This window comes from Pacificispira spongiicola (genome assembly GCF_012926505.1).
Classification (GTDB): domain Bacteria; phylum Pseudomonadota; class Alphaproteobacteria; order UBA8366; family Aestuariispiraceae; genus Pacificispira; species Pacificispira spongiicola.
The window spans coordinates 642,315-661,239 of record NZ_JABBNT010000002.1; the positions used below are offsets into that span (position 1 = coordinate 642,315).

An 18,925-nucleotide genomic window follows, 5' to 3' on the forward strand; every position below is an offset into this window, starting at 1 on the left:
ATGCCCGAGTATATAATCACCTTTCTTCGCCCTTGTGTTTTTCCGAACATTTCCGAACGTGTCATCACTGAAACAATCCACGGCGGGATGAACAGGTCTCTATCCTCTAGGACATTCCGATTTCCGCCAGTTGCGAAAATGACGGCGAGGTGTAACTCTGCCACCAACAGGGTTGGATTATTGTTGTTGAGCAGGAAATCCCGGATTGAGCACGCCATCGCTTAAAGATCGCACGGGCGACCAAAAAACGGCTTGGCGCAAGGCTCGATTAAGACTCTTTATCCTGTTTATTTTCTGTCTCGCCTTCGCCGTCATCGTCGAACGCGTTTCCCATAGCGAGGCCTATAGCGAGGCCCGTACCGTCGCCACGGAACAACTCAGCGTTCTGCGCGTCGACTTGGAACGCGCAACCAACGCTGACGTCCAGCGCGTACGTGGATTGGTGGCCTACATCCGGGGAAATCCCGATATCGACCAGGAAGAATTTGAACGGGTCGCGAAATATTTGATTTCCGACAATCCGGCACTGATCCGCAATATCGCAATCGCAAAGGACTTGTCGATCAGCCATATCTATCCGACCGAAGGGAACGAAGCCGCGCTGGGGTTCGACTATCGAACCAGTGCCACACAATGGCCATCCGTCGAACGGACGATTTCGGAAAACCGGATTGTCGTTGCAGGCCCGGTTCCACTGGTTCAGGGCGGTACCGGCGTGATCTCGCGCTTTCCCGTGTTTTTGCCAGATGAAGACGGTGCGAAAGAAGCGCTTTGGGGTATCGCGTCGCTGGTCATCGACTTCGACGAAATGTTGAGAACCGTCGACATCGATAATTTCACCAAAGATTACGACATCGTCTTCCAAGGAGTCGACGGCACGGGAGCGCAAGGCGATACGTTTTGGAGCACCCCCGACACCAGCCTGTCGGACATTGCCAAGCAGGACCCGGTATCACTGGACGTATACCTGATCAGCGGATCCTGGACCATTCTGGGCGTGCCCAAGGACGGCTGGCCCATCGTCTCCAACTATATTGCCCTTATCATTGCAATCGCCGCCACGGGCTTTGCCATCGGCGGCGCCCTGATCATCACATCCTTGCGGTTCGACCTGCGCTTGATCGAATCCGCCGACGCGATCGAAAAGGCACGTCACGATGCCGTCGTCGCCCTAACCCTTGCCGAACAGGCAAATCGCGCAAAAACCCTGTTCCTGGCGAGCATGAGCCACGAACTGAGAACGCCGTTGAATGCGATCATCGGGTTTTCGCAGATCATGTCACAGGGGCTTCTCGGTAAGATCGACAACCCGAAGTATGAATCCTACATCTCGGACATCTTATCGTCATCGCAACATCTGTTGGAATTGTTGAGTGACATCCTGGACATCTCCCGGATCGAATCCGGGGAAATGGAACTGCATCTGACCGAGACATCCGTCGACGAAATCGTCCAATCATCGCTGCGCCTGATCAAGGCCAGATCGGACCGACGAAAACAAAAGCTGATACAGTCAATAGAGCCGGACCTGCCGCGCCTGCATGTCGATCCCCGATTGATCCGGCAATGCCTGATCAACATCGTATCGAACGCCATCAAATACAGCCCGACCAATACATCAATCACCATCCGTGCCTATCGCCGCGAGGATGGCGGCATCGACCTGAGCGTCAGCGACGAAGGTCCCGGCATTCCGGAGGCGGATCGGATCCGTGTCCTGGAACCGTTCGTTCAACTGCAGTCATCGCCGGATATCGCATTCGACGGTGCCGGGCTGGGACTGCCCATTGCGCGTAAACTGATGCTGGTTCACGGGGGAGAATTGACGATCACGAACAATGCGCCCGTCGGCGCCAAGGTCATCCTGACCCTGCCACCGGACGCGTCCGTGAATCAGGCGACTCCGGGAAGCGACGCCGGCTAATCGACCGCGTTGTACGCGGCCTCAAATTCCGCGGCATGAGTAGAAAAGATTTCCAGCAGCACCGGGTCGAATTGGGACGGACTGGACCGGCTGTCACCATGGACCAGAATGTCGATGGCTTCTTCATGGGTAAAGGCCGACCGGTGTGACGCCGGGGCCCGCAGCGCCGCATAGACATCGCAGATCGCGCAAATACGCGCGCCGAGCGGAATTTCCAAGCCGGTCAAATGCATCGGACGCCCCGAACCGTCGAAACGTTCATGATGGCTCAAGGCGATATCCACTGCCAGAATATGTGCCGGTGCCATGGCCCCGCCCTGCAGGACGGAAGCCCCCAGCAGCGTGTGCTTCGCGACCGAGGTTTCGTCCTCGTCATCGATCAGGCCGACGGATTTGCCGATATCGTGCAAGCAGGCAGCCAAGGCGATGTTTCGACAGAAGTCTGCCGGATACCCCGCCCTTTCGGCAAGCAACCCGCACAGAACACCGACCCGTTCGCAATGCGCCCCGTTTCGAACGGAAGGATTGGCAAGGATGGCGTGCAACCGGTCCGCCGCATCCTGCGACACGGCCGGGATCGCCGTCGACAGCGCTTCCGCAAACAGCGGGAAACGATCGGTGAAGCCGGCCCCGGGAGCGGCCAAATCCTGCTGCGGCCCATCATCTGCCGTTTCGATGCCGGCAATGATTGCGTCAAGCGATTGGCTGGCCGCCTCCACCGCCGCCCGAAGGTCGGGCAGATCCAGGGGCTTCCCCAGATAGGCGACAGCGCCGAGAGCGCGGGCCTTGCTTTCGCGCGCACCGTCACCGCCGCCGCTGACAACGACATACCTGATCGGCCGCGCAATCTGTGATTTCGCGGTTTCGATCATCGCGAAACCGTCCATGCGCGGCATATCGATATCGGTGACGACCAAAGAGCAGTCTTCGTTGCATTGCAGCGCATCGAGGGCGGCGATACCATCCGATGCCGACACGGCCTCAAACCCCTGGCGCCCAAGATAGCGCGTCAGCATGCTGCGGATATGTTCTTCATCGTCTACAACGAGAACCTTCCGCACGACGGACGGGTTTGCGACCATTTACGAAACCTCAAACATTCGGCACAAAGTCACCCTACACAAAAGCAGGAGACTACCGTTTTACTTACGCTAATTTGATAGTAACTACACGTTTCGCAAATTGTCCAAATGTTTCATCTTTGAAACACTCGTTAAAGTGTTATCGAAAACACCGATAGAGAGAATCCGACGGGCTCTAAAACACCCCTCAAGTCTCCCGCACCCGGCTCAGGAAGCTCTGCACCAAGTCCTTGAGAATACGAGATTGCTTACCGACGTCGCCGGCACTTTTGCGAACATCGGCCGCAGATCGATCGGTCACATTCACGGACTCCGAAACACCTTCGATATTGCGGGTCACCTCTTCCGTTCCATGTGCCGCTTCTTCGACGTTGCGGGCGATCTCGCGTGTCGCCGTCGTTTGCTCTTCGACCGCGGCGGCAATGGCGGACGCCGCGTCGTTTACCTGGTTTATCGTCCCGGTAATGCCGCCGATGGCGACGACGACTTCCCTGGTATTGCGTTGTACCGCACTGATCTGGGCGGAGATTTCCTCCGTCACCCGTCCCGTTTGCGTCGCAAGGGATTTTACCTCGCTGGCAACGACGGCGAACCCCTTGCCGGCCTCGCCCGCGCGGGCAGCCTCGATTGTCGCATTCAAGGCCAACAGGTTGGTTTGGTCGGCGATTTCATTGATCAGGCCGATCGCCGCTTCGATCTGCTCCGCCGAAACCGCAAGTTCCTTGACCATCCCGTCCGTATCACGGGCCTGTCTTACGGCATTGCCCGCGATTTGTGAGGATAGCTGTATCTGCGTCCCGATTTCACTGATAGACGCGGACAACTCTTCCGTTGCCGACGCAACCGTCTGGACATTGGCGGAAGCCTGTATCGCGGCGGCGGACACTGCCGTCGACTGTTCGGCGGCCGTGCCCGCCGCGTTCGCCATATTCTCCGAATTCTCTTCCATGGAGCGGACGGCCAAATCGACCTTGTCCAGGGACTCTTTCGACCCTTCCTCGAATTCACGCGTTATCTGACGCAGTAGTTCCGCCCTTTTCTCCTTCGCTTCCGCATCCAGGGTCCGTTGCCTCGCAGCCTCGTCGGCAGCCAGCATCGCATCCTTGAACACCTCCACCGACGTCGCCATGCGGCCCAGTTCATTGGCATATTCCGTGGCGGGGATGGCGATATCCTTTTTTCCCTGGGACAGGCAGGTCATGGCATCCGTCATCGCCGCAATAGGTCGCGACACCGCGCGCACGATCAATGTCGCTATAATCGCCATCGCCAAGACGGCCACGACGACGACCGCGACGATGCTGGCAAAGACCCGTGCAGCGGTCGCATCCGATTCCGCCAAAGCATCCGCGGCTTGCGCATTGAAATATGCGGCGATCCTGTCAAAGGCGGGTTCCGTCGCCGAGAACAGGTCCGATAGCTGGGATTCCTGCGCGACGAGGTCGAGCCGGAGCGCCGCCGCCTGGCGGAAGTCCGACAAGTATTTCTGCATCAGAGCATCGACCTCCGCCCGCTCCCCGGCAGGAACGGACGATGTCGGCAGTGCTTCCTGAAATTCGGCATACCGTTTGTCCATGCGGTCGACATATTTCTCATCAAGCCGCATCAGGAAGTCTTTTTCATGCCGCCGCATCATAAGCATAATCACGGTCAGGCGGTCTTCGTTATATCCGGCGAGGCGCTCCTCAACATCATGAACGGAGGTGCGCAGCGCGCCCATCAGCCCCTGTGTTTCGTCCAGACCGATGGTCCTCCAGGATTCCGCAACCTTATCGAACTGCGCGTCATAGGCGTTCAGCCCCTCGACCAGATGCTGAATATCGTCATCGATTGGCAGGGCATGAAGGCGCGCTAGGTCGGCGAAAATCTTCCCCATCACCTCCCGATGCTTGGCGACATAGGAATCCTCCTTGCGGATAAGGAAATCCTTCTCGCGCCGTCTCGCGTTCAGAAAGCCATAGGCGATCGCATTCGTCAGTTCCTTGTCGGACGCGGCGGCAAAGGCACGTTCACCTTCCGCCTTACGTAATGAATCACCGACGACAAAAGCCCCGGCGACGATCAACAACCCGGCAAGGGCCATTCCCGACAGGACAGTAATCTGCGTTCGAATACTGGCTGATTTAAAGAATCCAACGGTGGGGGTTTGCATGATATCCGCCTCTTTCCACGGTTCTGCAACAACGGCGACGGATCCCCACCACAAGCCCGCCACCCATCTCTACTCTTACACAACGGCCTCCGGCTGTACGGCCAGGCGATAGCCCTTATTCCGTACCGTGAGCAGAAGGCTGGGGGACGCCGGATCGTCGCGCAGCTTTTTACGCAGCCGACTGATGCGGATGTCCACCGAACGGTCGAAGGCCGGGGGATTATCGCCATAAAGGCGTTCCATGATCGCCTGCCGATCTACCGGCAAATCTGGCGATTCCAGGAAAATCCCCAACAATTCCATTTCCGAGTGATTCAAGGTTTCCAAACCGCCATCCGCGAAACGGATTTGGCGGTGTTTCGTGTCCAGGACCATATCGCCAAGACGCACTGTCGGCGCCCCGTCGGTCCCGGGTGAACCACGCCGTGTCGCCGCGCCCAACGCATCCTTCAAGGACGCAACACGACGCGCGACAATCTTAATCCTGGCCGCCAGTTCACGGGATTCGAAGGGTTTGGTGACATAGTCGTCGGCACCAAGTTCCAACCCGATGACGCGGTCGATCGGGTCCGCCTGACCGGTAACGAAAATAACGCCGCAAGTATCGGATTGCAGTTCCGGAAGTTTGGCGATTTCCATCCCATTCCCGTCGGGAAGATTGACGTCCAACAGGATCACGTCAAAACGCGTCGACTGGATCAATGCCTGCGCGGACGCCGTATCTCCGGCTTCCTCGCATTCAAATCCCTCGCGCGTGATGATACGTTTAACCAGCGCACGAATCTCGGGCTCGTCATCGACGATCAGCACTTTCGTCATATCTTTTTCTATCCCAGACCAACAATAACCAGCGCAATACTGGGACACTATACGTCAGATTGATCTAAATCGTTAACAATCGAGCTATTGTCCAGGAAAGGATCACGCCACCTTGGTCACGGCAAACCGTGTTTCCGGATCGACGAGACTGTCCTGCGCGGCCAACAAAGCGAGTTCCCGCGTTCCCGCCTTTCGGGTTTCCGAAAACACCGCATGGATGGATGATGCAGTCCGGGCCAATGCCTCCTCCGGGCGCCGCGTTTCGATGTAATGGGCCAGAAACAATGCCGCCGTCAGGTCCCCCGCCCCGTTCGGCGCGGGTGTCAGGTCGAATTTCGGTGTCGCGACCACCCAGGCTTCCCCACCGCGGTAGACCATCATTTCAATACAATGGTCAGGCGTTCCGTCCCGTTCCAGACTGGTCAGCAGAACGATTTCTGGCCCCAATGCGGCCAAGGCACGACATCCGTCCAAGGCCGTGGACAGCGTATCCGGGCGCATGCCGGTCAGAAGCGCCAATTCGAAGGCATTAGGCGTCGCGATATCGGCGGCGGGAATGGCCCGCGCCTTCATGAATTCCGGAATGCCCTCGCGCACATACAAGCCCGGCGACGCATCCCCCATCACCGGATCGCAGCAGAAAAGGGCCGAGGGGTTGGCACGGCGCACGCGGTCCAAGGCGTCGAGAACGGCCTCTCCCATCGCGGCGCTGCCCAGATATCCGCTCAACACCGCGCTGCACCGCGGCAGCAGACCGCGTTCCTCCAGACCGCCGACGACGGCAGTGACGGTTTCCGGCGGGAAGACCGGGCCGCGCGGCGCGCCATATCCGGCATGGGCCGCGAACATGACGGTGTGAACCGCCCAGACCTCCCGGCGTAGACGTTGCAGCGGCAGCGTGATCGCATCGTTTCCGACATGGCCGAACGCGACATGGGACTGAATCGATAAGATGGCCATGAAAGACGGGTCTATCCGATAGTGTGGCCCTGAAGAGGTTGCCCAGAACTGATCCGCCGCATACAGATAATTGGACATCCCCAGCGGGTGAAAGGACGGCGGCGGCTGAACCTTAGATCAATCCGGCCTGCCGCGCCAAGTACCCGCCGTCAGGGCAGGATGTGGATTTTTGGGGGGCTTCGAAGTGCAGCAAGACGCGCCGACATTCCGGCCACCGGCACAGAACAATATTTTGGGGGCGGTCTACGTCATCCTGTGCTGCATGCTGGTCGCCGTCACGACACTGATCGCCCGATCCATGGGTCCCCAGATCGCCGGACCGGACGCCCTGCATCCGGTACAGGTCAGTTGGGCCCGCTTCTTCTTCGGCGCGTCGATCCTGCTACCGCTCGCGGCCATACGACGGGTCGATCTGTTCAGGGACACGCATTGGCGGCTGCATATCGGGCGCAATCTGTCGGGTATGTGCGGCGTCATCGGCATGTTCGCCGCGGCCGGTCTGATGCCCTTGGCGGATTCGACGGCCATCAGCTTCCTAAGCCCGCTTTTCGCCATGGTCCTGGCGGTCATCTTCCTGAAGGAAACCGTCGGCCCGTGGCGCTGGCTGGCGGCGGCGATCGCCTTTACCGGGGCGATGGTTCTGACGCGCCCCGGATCGGACGCCTTCCAACCGGCGGCCCTGATCGCCTTCACCGCCGCCGCGTTTCTGGGGTCGGAGATGATTTTCATCAAGGCGCTAAGCGGCCGGGAACGGCCCATGAAGATCCTGGCGATCAACAACGGCATGGCCGCCACGATCATCACGCTTCTGGTAATCCCGTTCTGGAAGATGCCGACGGGTCAGCAATGGGTGTTGATGGTCGTGCTGGGCGCCACGATGATCACCGCGCAATCGCTGTTTCTGCGCGGGATCGCGATCGCGGAGGCGAACTTGGCCGCCCCATTCTTTTATACGACGCTGATCTTCGCCGCGCTGTATGGATGGCTGCTGTTCGGGGAAGTACCCGGTGTCTTTACCATCGCGGGAGCGGCGCTGATCGTATCCGGCGCATTGCTGCTGACATGGCGGGAGAATCTGGCCCGCCAGGCCGCCCGGAAGGCGCTTGCGAAGACCGGCTAGCGGAATATATTCCGCATAATGGAAATCTAAAAGGACCGTCCGATGACCGCCGAAACCCGTCCCCGCCGATCCGTCCTCTACATGCCGGGGTCGAATCCCCGCGCGCTGGAAAAAGGGCGCAGTCTGCCTGCGGATGGGCTGATCCTGGACCTGGAAGACGCGGTTTCCCCCGAAGCGAAACAGGAAGCCCGTGCCAATATCATCGCCGCGCTGTCGGAAGGCGGCTATGGCGCGCGCGAAATTCTGATCCGCGTCAACGGGCTGGAAACCGAATGGGGCCGCGACGATCTGGTCGCGATGGCAAAGGCGGGCGCCCACGGCATCGTGCTGCCCAAGGTCGAAAGCGCGGATACGGTCCGCGAGGCCATCGCGATCCTCGACGGCGCGGGCGGCCCATCGGATCTGGCGATCTGGTGCATGATCGAAACGCCGATGGGCGTGTTGCGGGTCGAAGAAATCGGCGCGGCATCCCCTCGCATGGGCGGTTTCGTCATGGGCACGTCGGACTTGGCGAAGGATCTGCACTGCCTGCATACACCGGAACGCTTGCCCTTCATGACCAGCCTGAACATGGCGGTGTTGGTCGCACGCGCTTACGGTCTCGCGGTTCTGGACGGTGTCCATCTGGACCTGGACGACGATCAGGGCTTTGCCGATAGCTGCGCACAGGGACTGGCGCTGGGCTTCGACGGCAAGACGCTGATCCATCCCAAAACCATCGACCAGGCCAACGACACCTTCGGCCCCAGCGCCCAGGAGGTGGAACGCAGCCATGCGATCATCGCCGCCTATGAACAGGCGCGCGCGGCGGGTAAGGGCGTGGTGGTGCTAAACGGCAAACTGGTGGAAAACCTACATGTCGAAGACGCGCGCCGGATCCTGGCGCTGGCCGAAAAGATCGACGCCCTATCCGCCTGACACACGCCCCAACGACGTTTTAAAAAATCCGTTAAATGCTCTTGTTCCAATCAAGGATTTCTAGCATTTCCTTTCCGTAAGCTCTATCTTGCGCTGCAGCAATAGCCTGAAGTTCGGGAAGGTAAAGGGTGGGGATCCCGTCGTGAAATCGATGTTAGCCGGACTTTCCGCCTGCACCTTGTTCGCAGTCTCCCTAATGGTATCCGCGCCGAGCATGGCGCAAGGCCTACCGGACCCGGTGGGACCGGTCATTCTGACGGTCGACGGCGCCATCGCGGTAACGAATGCCGACGACGAAGCGCGTTTTGACAAGGCCATGCTGCAAGCGCTGGACGAAACGGTGCTCAAGACAAAGTCGCCCTGGATAGATGGCGAGGCATCGACCTTTATCGGCACGAAGATTTCGGCGATCCTGACAGCGGTCGGGGCCCGGAAAGCCACGCTCTCCCTGACCGCGTTGGACGGATACGCGGTCGACATCCCCTATTCCGACATTGAAGATATGGATCCGATCCTATCCTGGGAAAGGAACGGCACCCCCCTCACCGTCCGTGATCGTGGGCCACTGTGGGTCACCTACCCAATCGACAAAATTCCAGCAGACGAAGCAGCTAAATATTCCGCCCGTTGGATTTGGCAGGTAGCCCGGATTTCGGTCCAGGAATGACGATACACGCGCAAACAAGTCCGGCCGATATCCTGCCGAAGCGGAGTCCCTCGCGGTGATCGCGTCGAAACATATCTTCGTCACTGCCGTCTTCGCGTTTTTCCTGTTCATGGCCGGTGTTCTGTACCTTCTGTTCAACCAAAGCGTCGCATTGAGCGAACGGAACTACGAGCGGGCCGCCGTCGCGGCCTATCAACTTAGAACCCATTACAGCCGGGCAGAACTGGAACTGCTGCGGTTGACGCAAAAGCCGACGCCGAACCTGCGCGATCACGCCGTTCTGATCTATGACATCCTGTATCAACGTGCCGTTACCTTGATCGAACGACCACCGTATAACGAGGTCATCGTCGGGGCCTATCTCGACGAATACAATGCCTTGCGGAACGCCCTGACGGGGGCCGATCCGACAATACAGAAATTGCGCGCCGCACCCGACGACCAGATCGCCGCGCTGGCAAGATCGGCCTACGAACAGCTTGTCGGATACGACCTCAGGCTCGCGTCCTTCGCCTCGCACCTTAATCAGGAGGTCGTGCTGAAATGGGAGGTCCGGCAAAAGAACCTACAACTGACGGTGAATATCCTGGCCGCCCTTGTCGTCGGGCTTTTGGTATCTTCCTGTGCCGTGGCCTTCATTCACCTTCAACATCTGCGCCGCATCGCCAGCGCGAATGCAAGCCTAACCAGCATGTCGGAAGCGTTGATCACCGCACGCGAAGCCGCGGAACGAGCGAATAGGGCGAAATCGCACTTCCTGGCCAATATGAGCCACGAATTGCGGACGCCCTTGAATGCCATCATCGGTTTTTCGGACATGCTGCGCCATGCGCTGGCGGGCGACCTGCCGCCGAAGGCCAAGGATTACGTCGAGGATATCCATATGAGCGGGACCCATCTGCTGTCGCTCGTGGACTCCGTTCTCGACACCTCGCGCATCGAACACGGTGTCGTGGACCTCGACATCTCCCGCTTCCCGATGGGGCCGATGCTGGACGAGGTTCTGGACATGATGTCCGTGGCGATGGCGAAGAAGGACATTCATTTCCACCGGTCTTTGGCGGATCCGGCCTTGTACGATGCGGACCTGCTGGCCGATCGAAAGGCGGTTAAACAGATGCTGATCAATCTGATCAGCAATTCCGTCAAATTCACCGATCGCGGTGGCGATGCCGGGATCGACGCGGAATGGCACCCGGATGGCGGCGTAAAATTCACCGTCTGGGACACCGGCATCGGCATTCCCGAACAGGATATGGATCGGATTCAAAGCGCCTTCGAACGCGGCAGCAATATTCAGACGGCGAACAGCATGGCGGCCGGCCCCGTCGACGGCGTCGGTCTGGGGCTGTCCATCACACGCGCGCTGATCGAACGCCACGGCGGACATATGGTCATCCGAAGCGAGATCGGGAAGGGAACGCGTGTCACCCTGTCCCTACCGCGCGAGGTCGTCTCGACTACGAGTATATGACCCTCGATCGCGACCGACATCCGGGGCTTGAGCGTCGCAAGGCAACGGCTTACAACCATTGCCGGTTCGACAATCAAGACAGGGTCCGTTCCCCGCGCCTGGCCAAGACAGGTGCGTTCGAATGAACCGGATAAGGGAGAAACACCATGGTAGACACTATACCGCATTTTATCGGCGGCACGCCGGTTTCCGGCACCAGCGGTCGTACCGGCGACGTTTTCAACCCGGCGACGGGTGAGGTGGTTGCCAAAGTCGCCTACGCCTCGCGCGCGGAAGTCGACGCCTTTGTCAAAAAGGCCGTCGCCGCGCATGAAATCTGGAGCAACACCCCGTCGCCGAAACGGGCATCTGTTATTTTCCGGATGCGCGAACTGGTGGTCGCGAACCGTGACAAACTGGCGGAAGTCCTGTGCAAGGAACACGGCAAGACCCTGCCGGACGCACAGGGCGAAATTCAGCGCGGCATCGACGTGATCGAATTCGCCGCGGGTGCGCCGCATCTGATGAAGGGCGAATTCAACGAAAATATCGGCGGCGGCATCGACCTTTTCTCGGTTCGCGAGCCGGTGGGCGTCGTCGGCGGCATCACGCCGTTCAACTTCCCGGTGATGATCCCGCTGTGGATGGGCGCGATGGCGATCGCCTGCGGTAATGCCTATATCAACAAGCCGTCCGAACGCGACCCGTCGGCGCCGATGATGCTGGCGGAGTTGTGGAAGGAAGCGGGCCTCCCCGACGGTGTGTGGAGCGTCGTTCACGGCGATAAGGAAGCGGTCGACGCCCTGCTGGAACATCCGGATGTCCCGGCGATCAGCTTCGTCGGCTCCACCCCGGTCGGCGAATATATCTATCAGCACGGCTGCGCCCATAACAAACGGGTCCAGGCGTTCTGCGGCGCGAAGAACCACATGGTCGTCATGCCCGACGCCGATATCGATCAGGCGGTCGACGCCCTGGTCGGTGCCGGTTACGGATCGGCCGGCGAACGCTGCATGGCGATTTCGGTCGCCGTCCCGGTGGGCGAGGAAACCAGCAAGAAGCTGATCGATAAGTTGGTCCCGCGCGTTCAGGCGCTGAAAATCGGCCCGTACAACGACGCGGACGCCGAAATCAACCCGCTGATCACCCGCCAGGCGAAGGAGCGCGTCGAAGGCCTGATCCAGCGCGGCGTCGATGAAGGCGCGAAACTGCTGGTAGACGGTCGCGGCGCGACGATGCAAGGCTATGAAAACGGCTTCTTTGTCGGCGGCACCCTGTTCGATCAGGTCACGACCGATATGGAAATCTACAAGACCGAAATTTTCGGTCCGGTCCTGTCCGTCATGGCCCCGTCCGGGTATGAGGACGCCGTTCAGATGATCAACGATCACGAATACGGCAATGGTGTCGCCATCTTCACCCGCGACGGCGATACGGCCCGCGATTTCTCCAAGAAGGTCGATGTCGGCATGATCGGCGTCAATGTGCCGATCCCGGTTCCGATGGCCTTCCACAATTTCGGCGGCGCGAAGCGATCGAAATTCGGCGACACGCAAATGCACGGACCGGAATCGATCCGCTTCTTCACCAAAATGAAGACGATTTCCAGCCGTTGGCCGTCGGGCATCAAAGAAGGCGCGCAACTGGCCTTCCCGACGAACAACTAAGACCGCTCAGACCCACACGAGAAAACGGGGCTCCCCGACACATGTCGGGGGCCCCTTTTCTTTGGCGTTAGGTTCGATTGATCGACACGCCGCCATCGACCAGCATCGCCGTTCCGGTCACGAAACTCCCCATACCGGAGGCAAGGAACAATGCGGCGGCGGCAATTTCCTGCGGTTCCGCGATCCGTTTCAGCGCGTGGATGCCCTTCACGAAGTCCATCGCTTCCGGCGTATTGGCACTTTCCCGCCCCATGTCCGTATCCGTCCCGCCCGGCAGCAAGGCGTTCACGCGAATACCCTTGGGACCGTATTCGGCCGCCAATGCCTGGGTCAGGCCGACCAGTCCCGCCTTGCTGGCCGCATAAGCCGCCATGCCGGGAAAGCCGACCGTGTGCCCGACAATGGACGATGTGAAGACAAGGCTGCCGCCGCCCCGTTCTTCCATTGCGCTCAGTTGCTTACGGGCACACAGGAAGGCGCCGGTAAGGTTCACGGTCAGGGTTTCTTCCCAGGACGCCCGGTCGATTTCGCGGAACGGTGCGGTCTTCCCCAGCGTCCCGGCATTGTTCAGGGCAATGTCCAACCCGCCGAACTTCGACACCGCCGTTTCGGTCAAACGCATTGCGAAGCCTTCATCCGTGACATCGCCGTCGACAGCCGCCGCCTGTCCACCCCCGGCTTCGATTTCCGTGACCAGCCCATCCAGTTCGGTGCGTCGCCGTGCGCCGACAACAACCGCCGCCCCATGCTGCGCGAACAGAAGCGCGGCGGCGCGGCCGATGCCGCTGCTTGCCCCGGTGATGATTGCGACCTTCCCATCCAACATCTTCATAATGGTTTCCTTTCAGATTTTAGGTCGCACACCCATAAGGCCCGCTGCTATGGTTCGACACCCGCTTCTTGCGGCGGTTTAAGGGGGTTTTACGTGCGTCTGTTACATATTCGATGCGGTGAGGATATCCGCGACAGCCTTGTGGAAGCCGGTGTCCCTGGGGATTTCCTGGAATGGAGCGACCCGATCTGCCGTGGTCCGGTCCCGGTAGGGTTCGACAGACCCTCCCTGCGCTCCCTCCGGTCGGAATGGATCGCATCGGAATGGAATCTGGACGCCGCCGACTGCCTGTCGCGGATGACCGAACAGGACGCTGCGCTCGACCGGTTGGACGATTACGACCGGGTCATTTTGTGGTTCGAACACGATCTCTACGATCAGGCCACGTTGATCGCGCTGTTGGACCGCATCGGATACCGGTCGAATGTCTATATGATCACGATTGACGACCACCCGAGTGCAAAGCCCCGTTTCTTTGGTCTGGGCCAGCTCGCGCCGGCGGCACTGGCGAGCCTCTATGGCACCGAACGCCCTGTAACGCAGGAGCAGGTCTCCCAGGCCCGCCACGCCTATCGGGTCTATCGGGAAGGAAACGAGGCGGCGATCGCCTGGGTCGCGGCAACCGTTTCCGAACAAAGTCCCCTGCCCTTCCTGCCCGGCGCCCTGACGCGCCATCTCGCGGAACTTCCCGGTGACGACGGCCTGTCACAGACGGAACGGCTGACGCTTCAAGCCTTGGAAACCGGCGCGGCAACGCCCGGCGAATGCTATCGCGACATAATGACGAAGACCGAACCGCAGCCTTTCTTGGGGGACTTGATGTATTGGGGGGACCTGCGGCACCTGACGGAAGCGGCGGAACCGGCAATCGCCCCTGTCCCCGAAGATTGGAAAAGCGCGATCGCGCTGACCGAATTCGGACGGGCGGTCCTGAAAGGACACGCGCGATGGACCGATAAAAACACCGTCAAACGGTGGTGGGGCGGACGTTATCTGGGGCCTGACCTGTAGCCCGGCCGATCGTCGTCACCGGCAAATCGAAAAAGACCGTCGTCCCTTCCCCCAAGGTGCTTTCAACGCGCAACGTGCCGCCATGCAGTTCGATCAATTTCCGGGACAGTGCCAATCCCAGGCCACTGCCTTGAAGACGGTCATCCGTCGATCCGGCCTGAAAATACGGCTGACCGAGGAATTTCAGGTTTTCCGGTGCGATCCCAGGGCCATAATCCTGGACAGAAACCGACAGCCGCCCGTTCCGTACCGAAAAACCGACCCCGACAGTGCTTTCCGGCGGTGAGAATTTCACCGCATTGGACAGAAGGTTGATCAAAACCTGCTTGATCGCGCGAGGATCGGCCTGAACGAACGGCCAATCCCCCTTGTCCACCGCGATACGGACATTTCGATCATGGGCCATGCCGCGCACCAGCCGGATAGACTGTTGGACAAGGTCTTCACTGGCGACGACCGTGGGTTCCAGTGTCGTCGCCCCGGCCTCCACACGCGCCGTATCCAGCAGGTCGTTGACGAGGTCCAGGAGGTAGCGCCCGCTATCCCGGATAATCGCGGCATGTTCGATATTCGTCTTGGCCGCCGGGTTTTCCGCGGCTTTCGTCACCATCAGGTCTGAAAAGCCTATGATCGAATTCAATGGTGTTCTTAACTCATGCGCCATCGTGGCCAGCATCAGAGACCGCGATTCCATCGCCGACTCGACGGCGCGTTGCGCCTTCGTCTTGGCCAGTAACAGGTCGGTACGCATCGCCATGACCGACGCGACCGTGATCGGCGCCAGAGACAACAGCATGACGCCCATTCGCAAGGCTACCATATCCGAATAACTCGTGATCGGCATGCCGGGAAAGATGACCCCGAAGGACGCACCGATCATCGTCCACATCGTGAAAACAAGGACCATCACCGCCGTCAGGAACACGTCGTAGACCAGCGCCGCCAGCAATAGCGCGGGGACAGGCAGGGCCGCGGCTATTGGCCCGCCCAGTTCGAACTGCAGCAAAATGCTGGCCGAGAATAGTATAACGGGCAGGTAGAGAACCGGGTCGCGCAATAAAGCCGCCCGTCGCCGCCATACGTCCCGCGAAACGTTGAAGGTGGGCATGGTCAACAGAATCGGTAGGATCGCCACATAGTTGACCAATTCGGACACCGACCACATGACGAAGCCGTCCAGTGCCTCCCTCCCGAAAAACAGGGGGCCGGCGAACATGCCGACGCTGCCCGCCGCGGCGCAGGCAGCGAACAGATAGACCGAAAACCAGATCATCGTCGCGGAATGTCTGAAATTCAGCCGCGCGGCGTCCAATCGGGAAAACAGCAGGAACCCAGCGACAATTCCGGCCAAATTGGCCATCGTCAGATAAGCTGTCTTGAACAACGTGCTGCCGGTCAGAAGGTCGGCGGCAAAGAAGGCGGCGATCATCCCGACCCACCCGCCCCAATGGGCTAAAATGCGCCGATATCGCAGCATCAACCCCAGGGCCACGGCATTCGCGGGCCAGAAAGAAGCAAAAAAGCCCGCCGGTCGGGTTTCTATCCCGAACAAGGCCGCCGCGAGAACCGCCGCGAATACGATAAGCCCGCCGATAAGACGCCGCTTCAACAACGGCGCCGCACCCGGCAAAGCCGAGTGACAAACCAACCCGTCATCCGGTGCGGCATCTGCTATAGGCGCACGATTGTCCATTGATTGCCCTCACCCGAAGCTAAGGCTGACCGGTCCCAGATATTTCGAAGGAAACGTCCTACCCACCGTCCTTGTATATCGCGCATGCATTCGACGCATGCAACATCGGAAGATCGCACAAAGCGCTTTTAATTAACCAAAAAACTACCATAGATATTAACCATCAAGGCCGAATTTGCACGGGCCGAACAGAAAGGGCCGAACAGAAAGGGCCGAACAGGAAGAGCCAGCCTGTCAGTACTTTGCCAGTTCAGCGGCAAGGGCCCTGATTTCCTTCGCGGCAATGGAAGACCCCTTGGTTTCCAACGCGGTCCGCCCGCTGGCCATGGCTTCCGCGAAGGCGACACGATTTCCGATCAGGCTCTTTGCCACACGCACCTTATAGTCACCCAATCTCGTGATCATCTGCGCGGTCAGGTTGGCGCGTGGCGGCACCCGGTTCAAGGCCAGCACCGGAACGGACTTTTCCTTCGCCGCCAGTTCCAAAGTCGGCAAGGTCGCCCACAGATCCAGGGGGCTGGGCTGCACCGGGATCACGACCAAATCCGCCGCCCGCACGGCAACGCGCGCATCGGTATCCGCGTGCGGTGGGGTATCGATCAGGACGAAATCATGACTTTCGGCTAGCTTCTCGACCGTTCGCGCGGCGCGCCAGCCGGTCACGGCCTCAAAAGTGATCGCCGTCTTACCCTCGCCCAACGTCTTTTCCCGCTGCGCATACCAGGCGGCGAGGCTCTGTTGCGGGTCGATATCGACCAGCGCAACCGACTTCCGTTTCAGGGCCCATGCCAATGCCAAATGGGCCGCCAGCGTGGACTTTCCCGCGCCGCCCTTCTGCTGAGCGATGGCAAAAACCTTGGCACTCATTGAAGGTCTCCCGATATGCTTGAACGCCATCAAGAGTTACATGGTGTCGAACTCTTCGCAATGTCATTTCGCAGGTGCGAAAAAGCCATGCCTTGCCAGCACGCAATACCGGGGGCATAAGCCGTTTCCATGTCGATTGAGGCCACGAAAACAGAAATCGTTCCACTGGACGCGCAGGGTCTGGACCGCGCGGCCACCTGCTTGCGGCTTGGCGGGCTTGTGGCCTTTCCGACGGAAACGGTCTACGGGCTGGGGGCCGATGCCACCAACGACAAGGCGGTCGCCGGCATTTTCGAAGCCAAGGGGCGACCGCAGTTCAATCCGCTGATCGTTCATTTCCCGGACCTCGCCAGCCTGGAACGCCATGTCGAGATGACGCCCCTGGCGCACAAGCTCGCCTCCCTGTTCTGGCCGGGGCCGATGACCCTGGTCCTGAAACGCAAGCCGCGGTCGAAACTGTCGCGGCTGGTCAGCGCCGGGCTGGACACGGTCGCGGTGCGGCTGCCCGCGCAAGGCGGCGCGCGCGACCTGATGCGCTTGACCGACCGCCCCATCGCCGCGCCCAGCGCCAATGCGTCCGGTCGTCTCAGCCCGACCCTGGCCGCCCATGTCCTGTCCTCATTGGACGGACGCGTTGATTTGATCCTGGACGGCGGCGCCTGCGGTGTCGGCCTGGAAAGCACCGTGCTGGATGCCACGGGGGATAGCCCCATCCTGCTGCGCCCCGGCGGCCTGGCCGCGGAAGTGGTGGAACAGGCGCTGGGGATCGGTCGCATGACCCGTTCTCTGGAAGACGAGAAAGCCCCCAAATCGCCGGGCATGCTGCTCAGCCACTATGCACCGGGCCTGCCGGTGCGGCTGAACGCGGAAGCCGCCACAAGTGGGGAAGCCTATCTGTCCTTCGGCGACCGGTCAGGCAATGCCAATCTAAGCCCCGGCGGCGATCTTGTGGAGGCTGCGGCAAACCTGTTTCGGATGCTCCACGAGTTGGACGATCCGGCGCGATTTACCGGGATTGCCGTCGCCCCGATCCCTGAATCCGGCCTCGGTCTCGCGATCAACGATAGGCTGAAACGCGCCGCCCAATAAATTTTCCCGAATTTATTCGACGGATAATTCGATCCGCGCCGTCCTTGTGGGCATGAACGGGCAACCCGAACGGCAGCCCCCGAACAACCTCACAAGGAGTGTGATATGGCTCTCTCTCGCAAATCGGTCGGCATCCTGGCTGGCACCTTCGGTCTCGTTGCCGGTATCATCGGCGGCAGCGCTATCATGGCTCAAGCCGGGTTCCGACATGGTGGTGAATACGGTCCCGGCATGGGGGGTCATCACGGGATGGGCCCCGGCCCGCATATGGAACGCATGTTCGGCGAAATGGACGCCAACGGCGATGCCAGCATCACGCGGGAAGAATTCGACGCCTTCCGCGCGGACCGCTTCGGCCAGTTCGATGCGGACCAAGACGGCGCGGTGACTCCGAAGGAAATGACCACCGGTATGCGCAAGCTGCGCTTCCAGGCCCTGGATGCCGATGGAAACGGTCAGATTTCCGAAGCCGAATACATGGACGCCCAGATGGGCGGCAAGCGTGGCTGGGGCGGCCGTCATTTCAGCCGCATGGACACGGATGGCGACGGCCGTTTGTCCAAGGAGGAAATGGACGCTTTCTCCAACCGCATGTTCTCGCGCATGGATGACAATGAAGACGGCGTCGTTCAAGGTAACGAAATGCCGTTCGGTCCGAAAAAGAACTAAGT

General features: G+C 60.0%; 16 protein-coding genes. 9 read left to right on the top strand and 7 right to left on the bottom strand.

The annotated features are described in order from the left end of the window. Positions 1 to 205 precede the first annotated feature (205 nt). Positions 206 to 1,924, top strand: coding sequence for a sensor histidine kinase (locus HH303_RS08330; protein WP_169624765.1), 1,719 nt, complete (start codon positions 206 to 208; stop codon positions 1,922 to 1,924). Here the strand turns inward: HH303_RS08330 and HH303_RS08335 are convergent. The 4 genes from HH303_RS08335 to pdxY all read right to left on the bottom strand — a co-directional run bounded on the left by HH303_RS08335 (position 1,921) and on the right by pdxY (position 6,937). Continuing rightward, entirely contained in the window at positions 1,921 to 3,006 is a 1,086-nt protein-coding gene (locus HH303_RS08335) for a response regulator (protein WP_169624766.1), read from the bottom strand. The two genes, HH303_RS08330 and HH303_RS08335, sit on opposite strands and share 4 nt — an antisense overlap. Before the next feature lie 187 nt (positions 3,007 to 3,193). Continuing rightward, positions 3,194 to 5,158, bottom strand: a complete 1,965-nt coding sequence (locus tag HH303_RS08340; protein ID WP_169624767.1) for a methyl-accepting chemotaxis protein — start codon at positions 5,156 to 5,158, stop codon at positions 3,194 to 3,196. A gap of 75 nt (positions 5,159 to 5,233) precedes the next feature. After that, complete coding sequence (locus tag HH303_RS08345) at positions 5,234 to 5,977, bottom strand: response regulator transcription factor (protein ID WP_169624768.1); 744 nt, start codon at positions 5,975 to 5,977, stop codon at positions 5,234 to 5,236. Positions 5,978 to 6,079: 102 nt separating this feature from the next. Further along, the gene (pdxY, locus tag HH303_RS08350; RefSeq protein ID WP_169624769.1) at positions 6,080 to 6,937 is read right to left on the bottom strand and encodes a pyridoxal kinase PdxY; all 858 of its coding nucleotides are present in this window, start codon (positions 6,935 to 6,937) and stop codon (positions 6,080 to 6,082) included. Between the two features lie 169 nt (positions 6,938 to 7,106). On the opposite strand from pdxY, the gene HH303_RS08355 reads away from it, so the two are divergent. The 5 genes from HH303_RS08355 to HH303_RS08375 all read left to right on the top strand — a co-directional run bounded on the left by HH303_RS08355 (position 7,107) and on the right by HH303_RS08375 (position 12,762). Continuing rightward, positions 7,107 to 8,057 carry a DMT family transporter gene (locus tag HH303_RS08355; protein WP_227421625.1) on the top strand — a complete coding sequence of 317 codons (951 nt, stop codon included), beginning with the start codon at positions 7,107 to 7,109 and terminating at the stop codon, positions 8,055 to 8,057. A gap of 42 nt (positions 8,058 to 8,099) precedes the next feature. Beyond that, positions 8,100 to 8,975: an HpcH/HpaI aldolase/citrate lyase family protein gene (locus tag HH303_RS08360; protein ID WP_169624770.1), complete on the top strand. Its 876-nt coding sequence runs from the start codon at positions 8,100 to 8,102 to the stop codon at positions 8,973 to 8,975. 142 nt (positions 8,976 to 9,117) lie between these two features. After that, a complete protein-coding gene (locus HH303_RS08365; RefSeq protein ID WP_169624771.1) occupies positions 9,118 to 9,642 on the top strand; it encodes a hypothetical protein in 525 nt (174 codons plus the stop codon). Between the two features lie 55 nt (positions 9,643 to 9,697). Next, positions 9,698 to 11,116: a sensor histidine kinase gene (locus tag HH303_RS20275; protein WP_169624772.1), complete on the top strand. Its 1,419-nt coding sequence runs from the start codon at positions 9,698 to 9,700 to the stop codon at positions 11,114 to 11,116. A 146-nt stretch (positions 11,117 to 11,262) separates the two neighbouring features. After that, positions 11,263 to 12,762 (top strand): CoA-acylating methylmalonate-semialdehyde dehydrogenase, encoded by a 1,500-nt coding sequence (locus tag HH303_RS08375; protein ID WP_169624773.1) that lies wholly within the window; start codon positions 11,263 to 11,265, stop codon positions 12,760 to 12,762. Between the two features lie 67 nt (positions 12,763 to 12,829). Here HH303_RS08375 and HH303_RS08380 read toward each other — a convergent pair whose 3' ends face one another. After that, positions 12,830 to 13,594: an SDR family oxidoreductase gene (locus tag HH303_RS08380; RefSeq protein WP_169624774.1), complete on the bottom strand. Its 765-nt coding sequence runs from the start codon at positions 13,592 to 13,594 to the stop codon at positions 12,830 to 12,832. A gap of 93 nt (positions 13,595 to 13,687) precedes the next feature. On the opposite strand from HH303_RS08380, the gene HH303_RS08385 reads away from it, so the two are divergent. Then, positions 13,688 to 14,605 (top strand): DUF1835 domain-containing protein, encoded by a 918-nt coding sequence (locus tag HH303_RS08385; RefSeq protein ID WP_169624775.1) that lies wholly within the window; start codon positions 13,688 to 13,690, stop codon positions 14,603 to 14,605. Here HH303_RS08385 and HH303_RS08390 read toward each other — a convergent pair. Both HH303_RS08390 and parA read right to left on the bottom strand, forming a co-directional pair. Next, a complete protein-coding gene (locus HH303_RS08390; protein WP_169624776.1) occupies positions 14,562 to 16,298 on the bottom strand; it encodes a sensor histidine kinase in 1,737 nt (578 codons plus the stop codon). The genes HH303_RS08385 and HH303_RS08390 overlap by 44 nt on opposite strands. Positions 16,299 to 16,532: 234 nt before the next feature. Next, positions 16,533 to 17,165, bottom strand: coding sequence for a ParA family partition ATPase (gene parA, locus HH303_RS08395; protein WP_169624777.1), 633 nt, complete (start codon positions 17,163 to 17,165; stop codon positions 16,533 to 16,535). A 129-nt stretch (positions 17,166 to 17,294) separates the two neighbouring features. Here parA and HH303_RS08400 point away from each other — a divergent pair, with 129 nt between their 5' ends. Together HH303_RS08400 and HH303_RS08405 are read left to right on the top strand one after the other, a co-directional pair. Beyond that, positions 17,295 to 18,254, top strand: a complete 960-nt coding sequence (locus tag HH303_RS08400; protein WP_169624778.1) for an L-threonylcarbamoyladenylate synthase — start codon at positions 17,295 to 17,297, stop codon at positions 18,252 to 18,254. A 105-nt stretch (positions 18,255 to 18,359) separates the two neighbouring features. Next, positions 18,360 to 18,923 carry an EF-hand domain-containing protein gene (locus tag HH303_RS08405; protein WP_169624779.1) on the top strand — a complete coding sequence of 188 codons (564 nt, stop codon included), beginning with the start codon at positions 18,360 to 18,362 and terminating at the stop codon, positions 18,921 to 18,923. The last annotated feature ends 2 nt before the right edge of the window (positions 18,924 to 18,925 follow it).

Bases quoted from the DNA above. Each gene is read 5' to 3' on its own strand.
- HH303_RS08335 (WP_169624766.1), bottom strand. From the start codon at position 3,006: ATGGTCGCAAACCCGTCCGTCGTGCGGAAGGTTCTCGTTGTAGACGAT.
- HH303_RS08340 (WP_169624767.1), bottom strand. From the start codon at position 5,158: ATGCAAACCCCCACCGTTGGATTCTTTAAATCAGCCAGTATTCGAACG.
- HH303_RS08345 (WP_169624768.1), bottom strand. From the start codon at position 5,977: ATGACGAAAGTGCTGATCGTCGATGACGAGCCCGAGATTCGTGCGCTG.
- pdxY (WP_169624769.1), bottom strand. From the start codon at position 6,937: ATGGCCATCTTATCGATTCAGTCCCATGTCGCGTTCGGCCATGTCGGA.
- HH303_RS08360 (WP_169624770.1), top strand. From the start codon at position 8,100: ATGACCGCCGAAACCCGTCCCCGCCGATCCGTCCTCTACATGCCGGGG.
- HH303_RS08375 (WP_169624773.1), top strand. From the start codon at position 11,263: ATGGTAGACACTATACCGCATTTTATCGGCGGCACGCCGGTTTCCGGC.
- HH303_RS08380 (WP_169624774.1), bottom strand. From the start codon at position 13,594: ATGAAGATGTTGGATGGGAAGGTCGCAATCATCACCGGGGCAAGCAGC.
- HH303_RS08390 (WP_169624776.1), bottom strand. From the start codon at position 16,298: ATGGACAATCGTGCGCCTATAGCAGATGCCGCACCGGATGACGGGTTG.
- parA (WP_169624777.1), bottom strand. From the start codon at position 17,165: ATGAGTGCCAAGGTTTTTGCCATCGCTCAGCAGAAGGGCGGCGCGGGA.
- HH303_RS08400 (WP_169624778.1), top strand. From the start codon at position 17,295: ATGTCGATTGAGGCCACGAAAACAGAAATCGTTCCACTGGACGCGCAG.
- HH303_RS08405 (WP_169624779.1), top strand. From the start codon at position 18,360: ATGGCTCTCTCTCGCAAATCGGTCGGCATCCTGGCTGGCACCTTCGGT.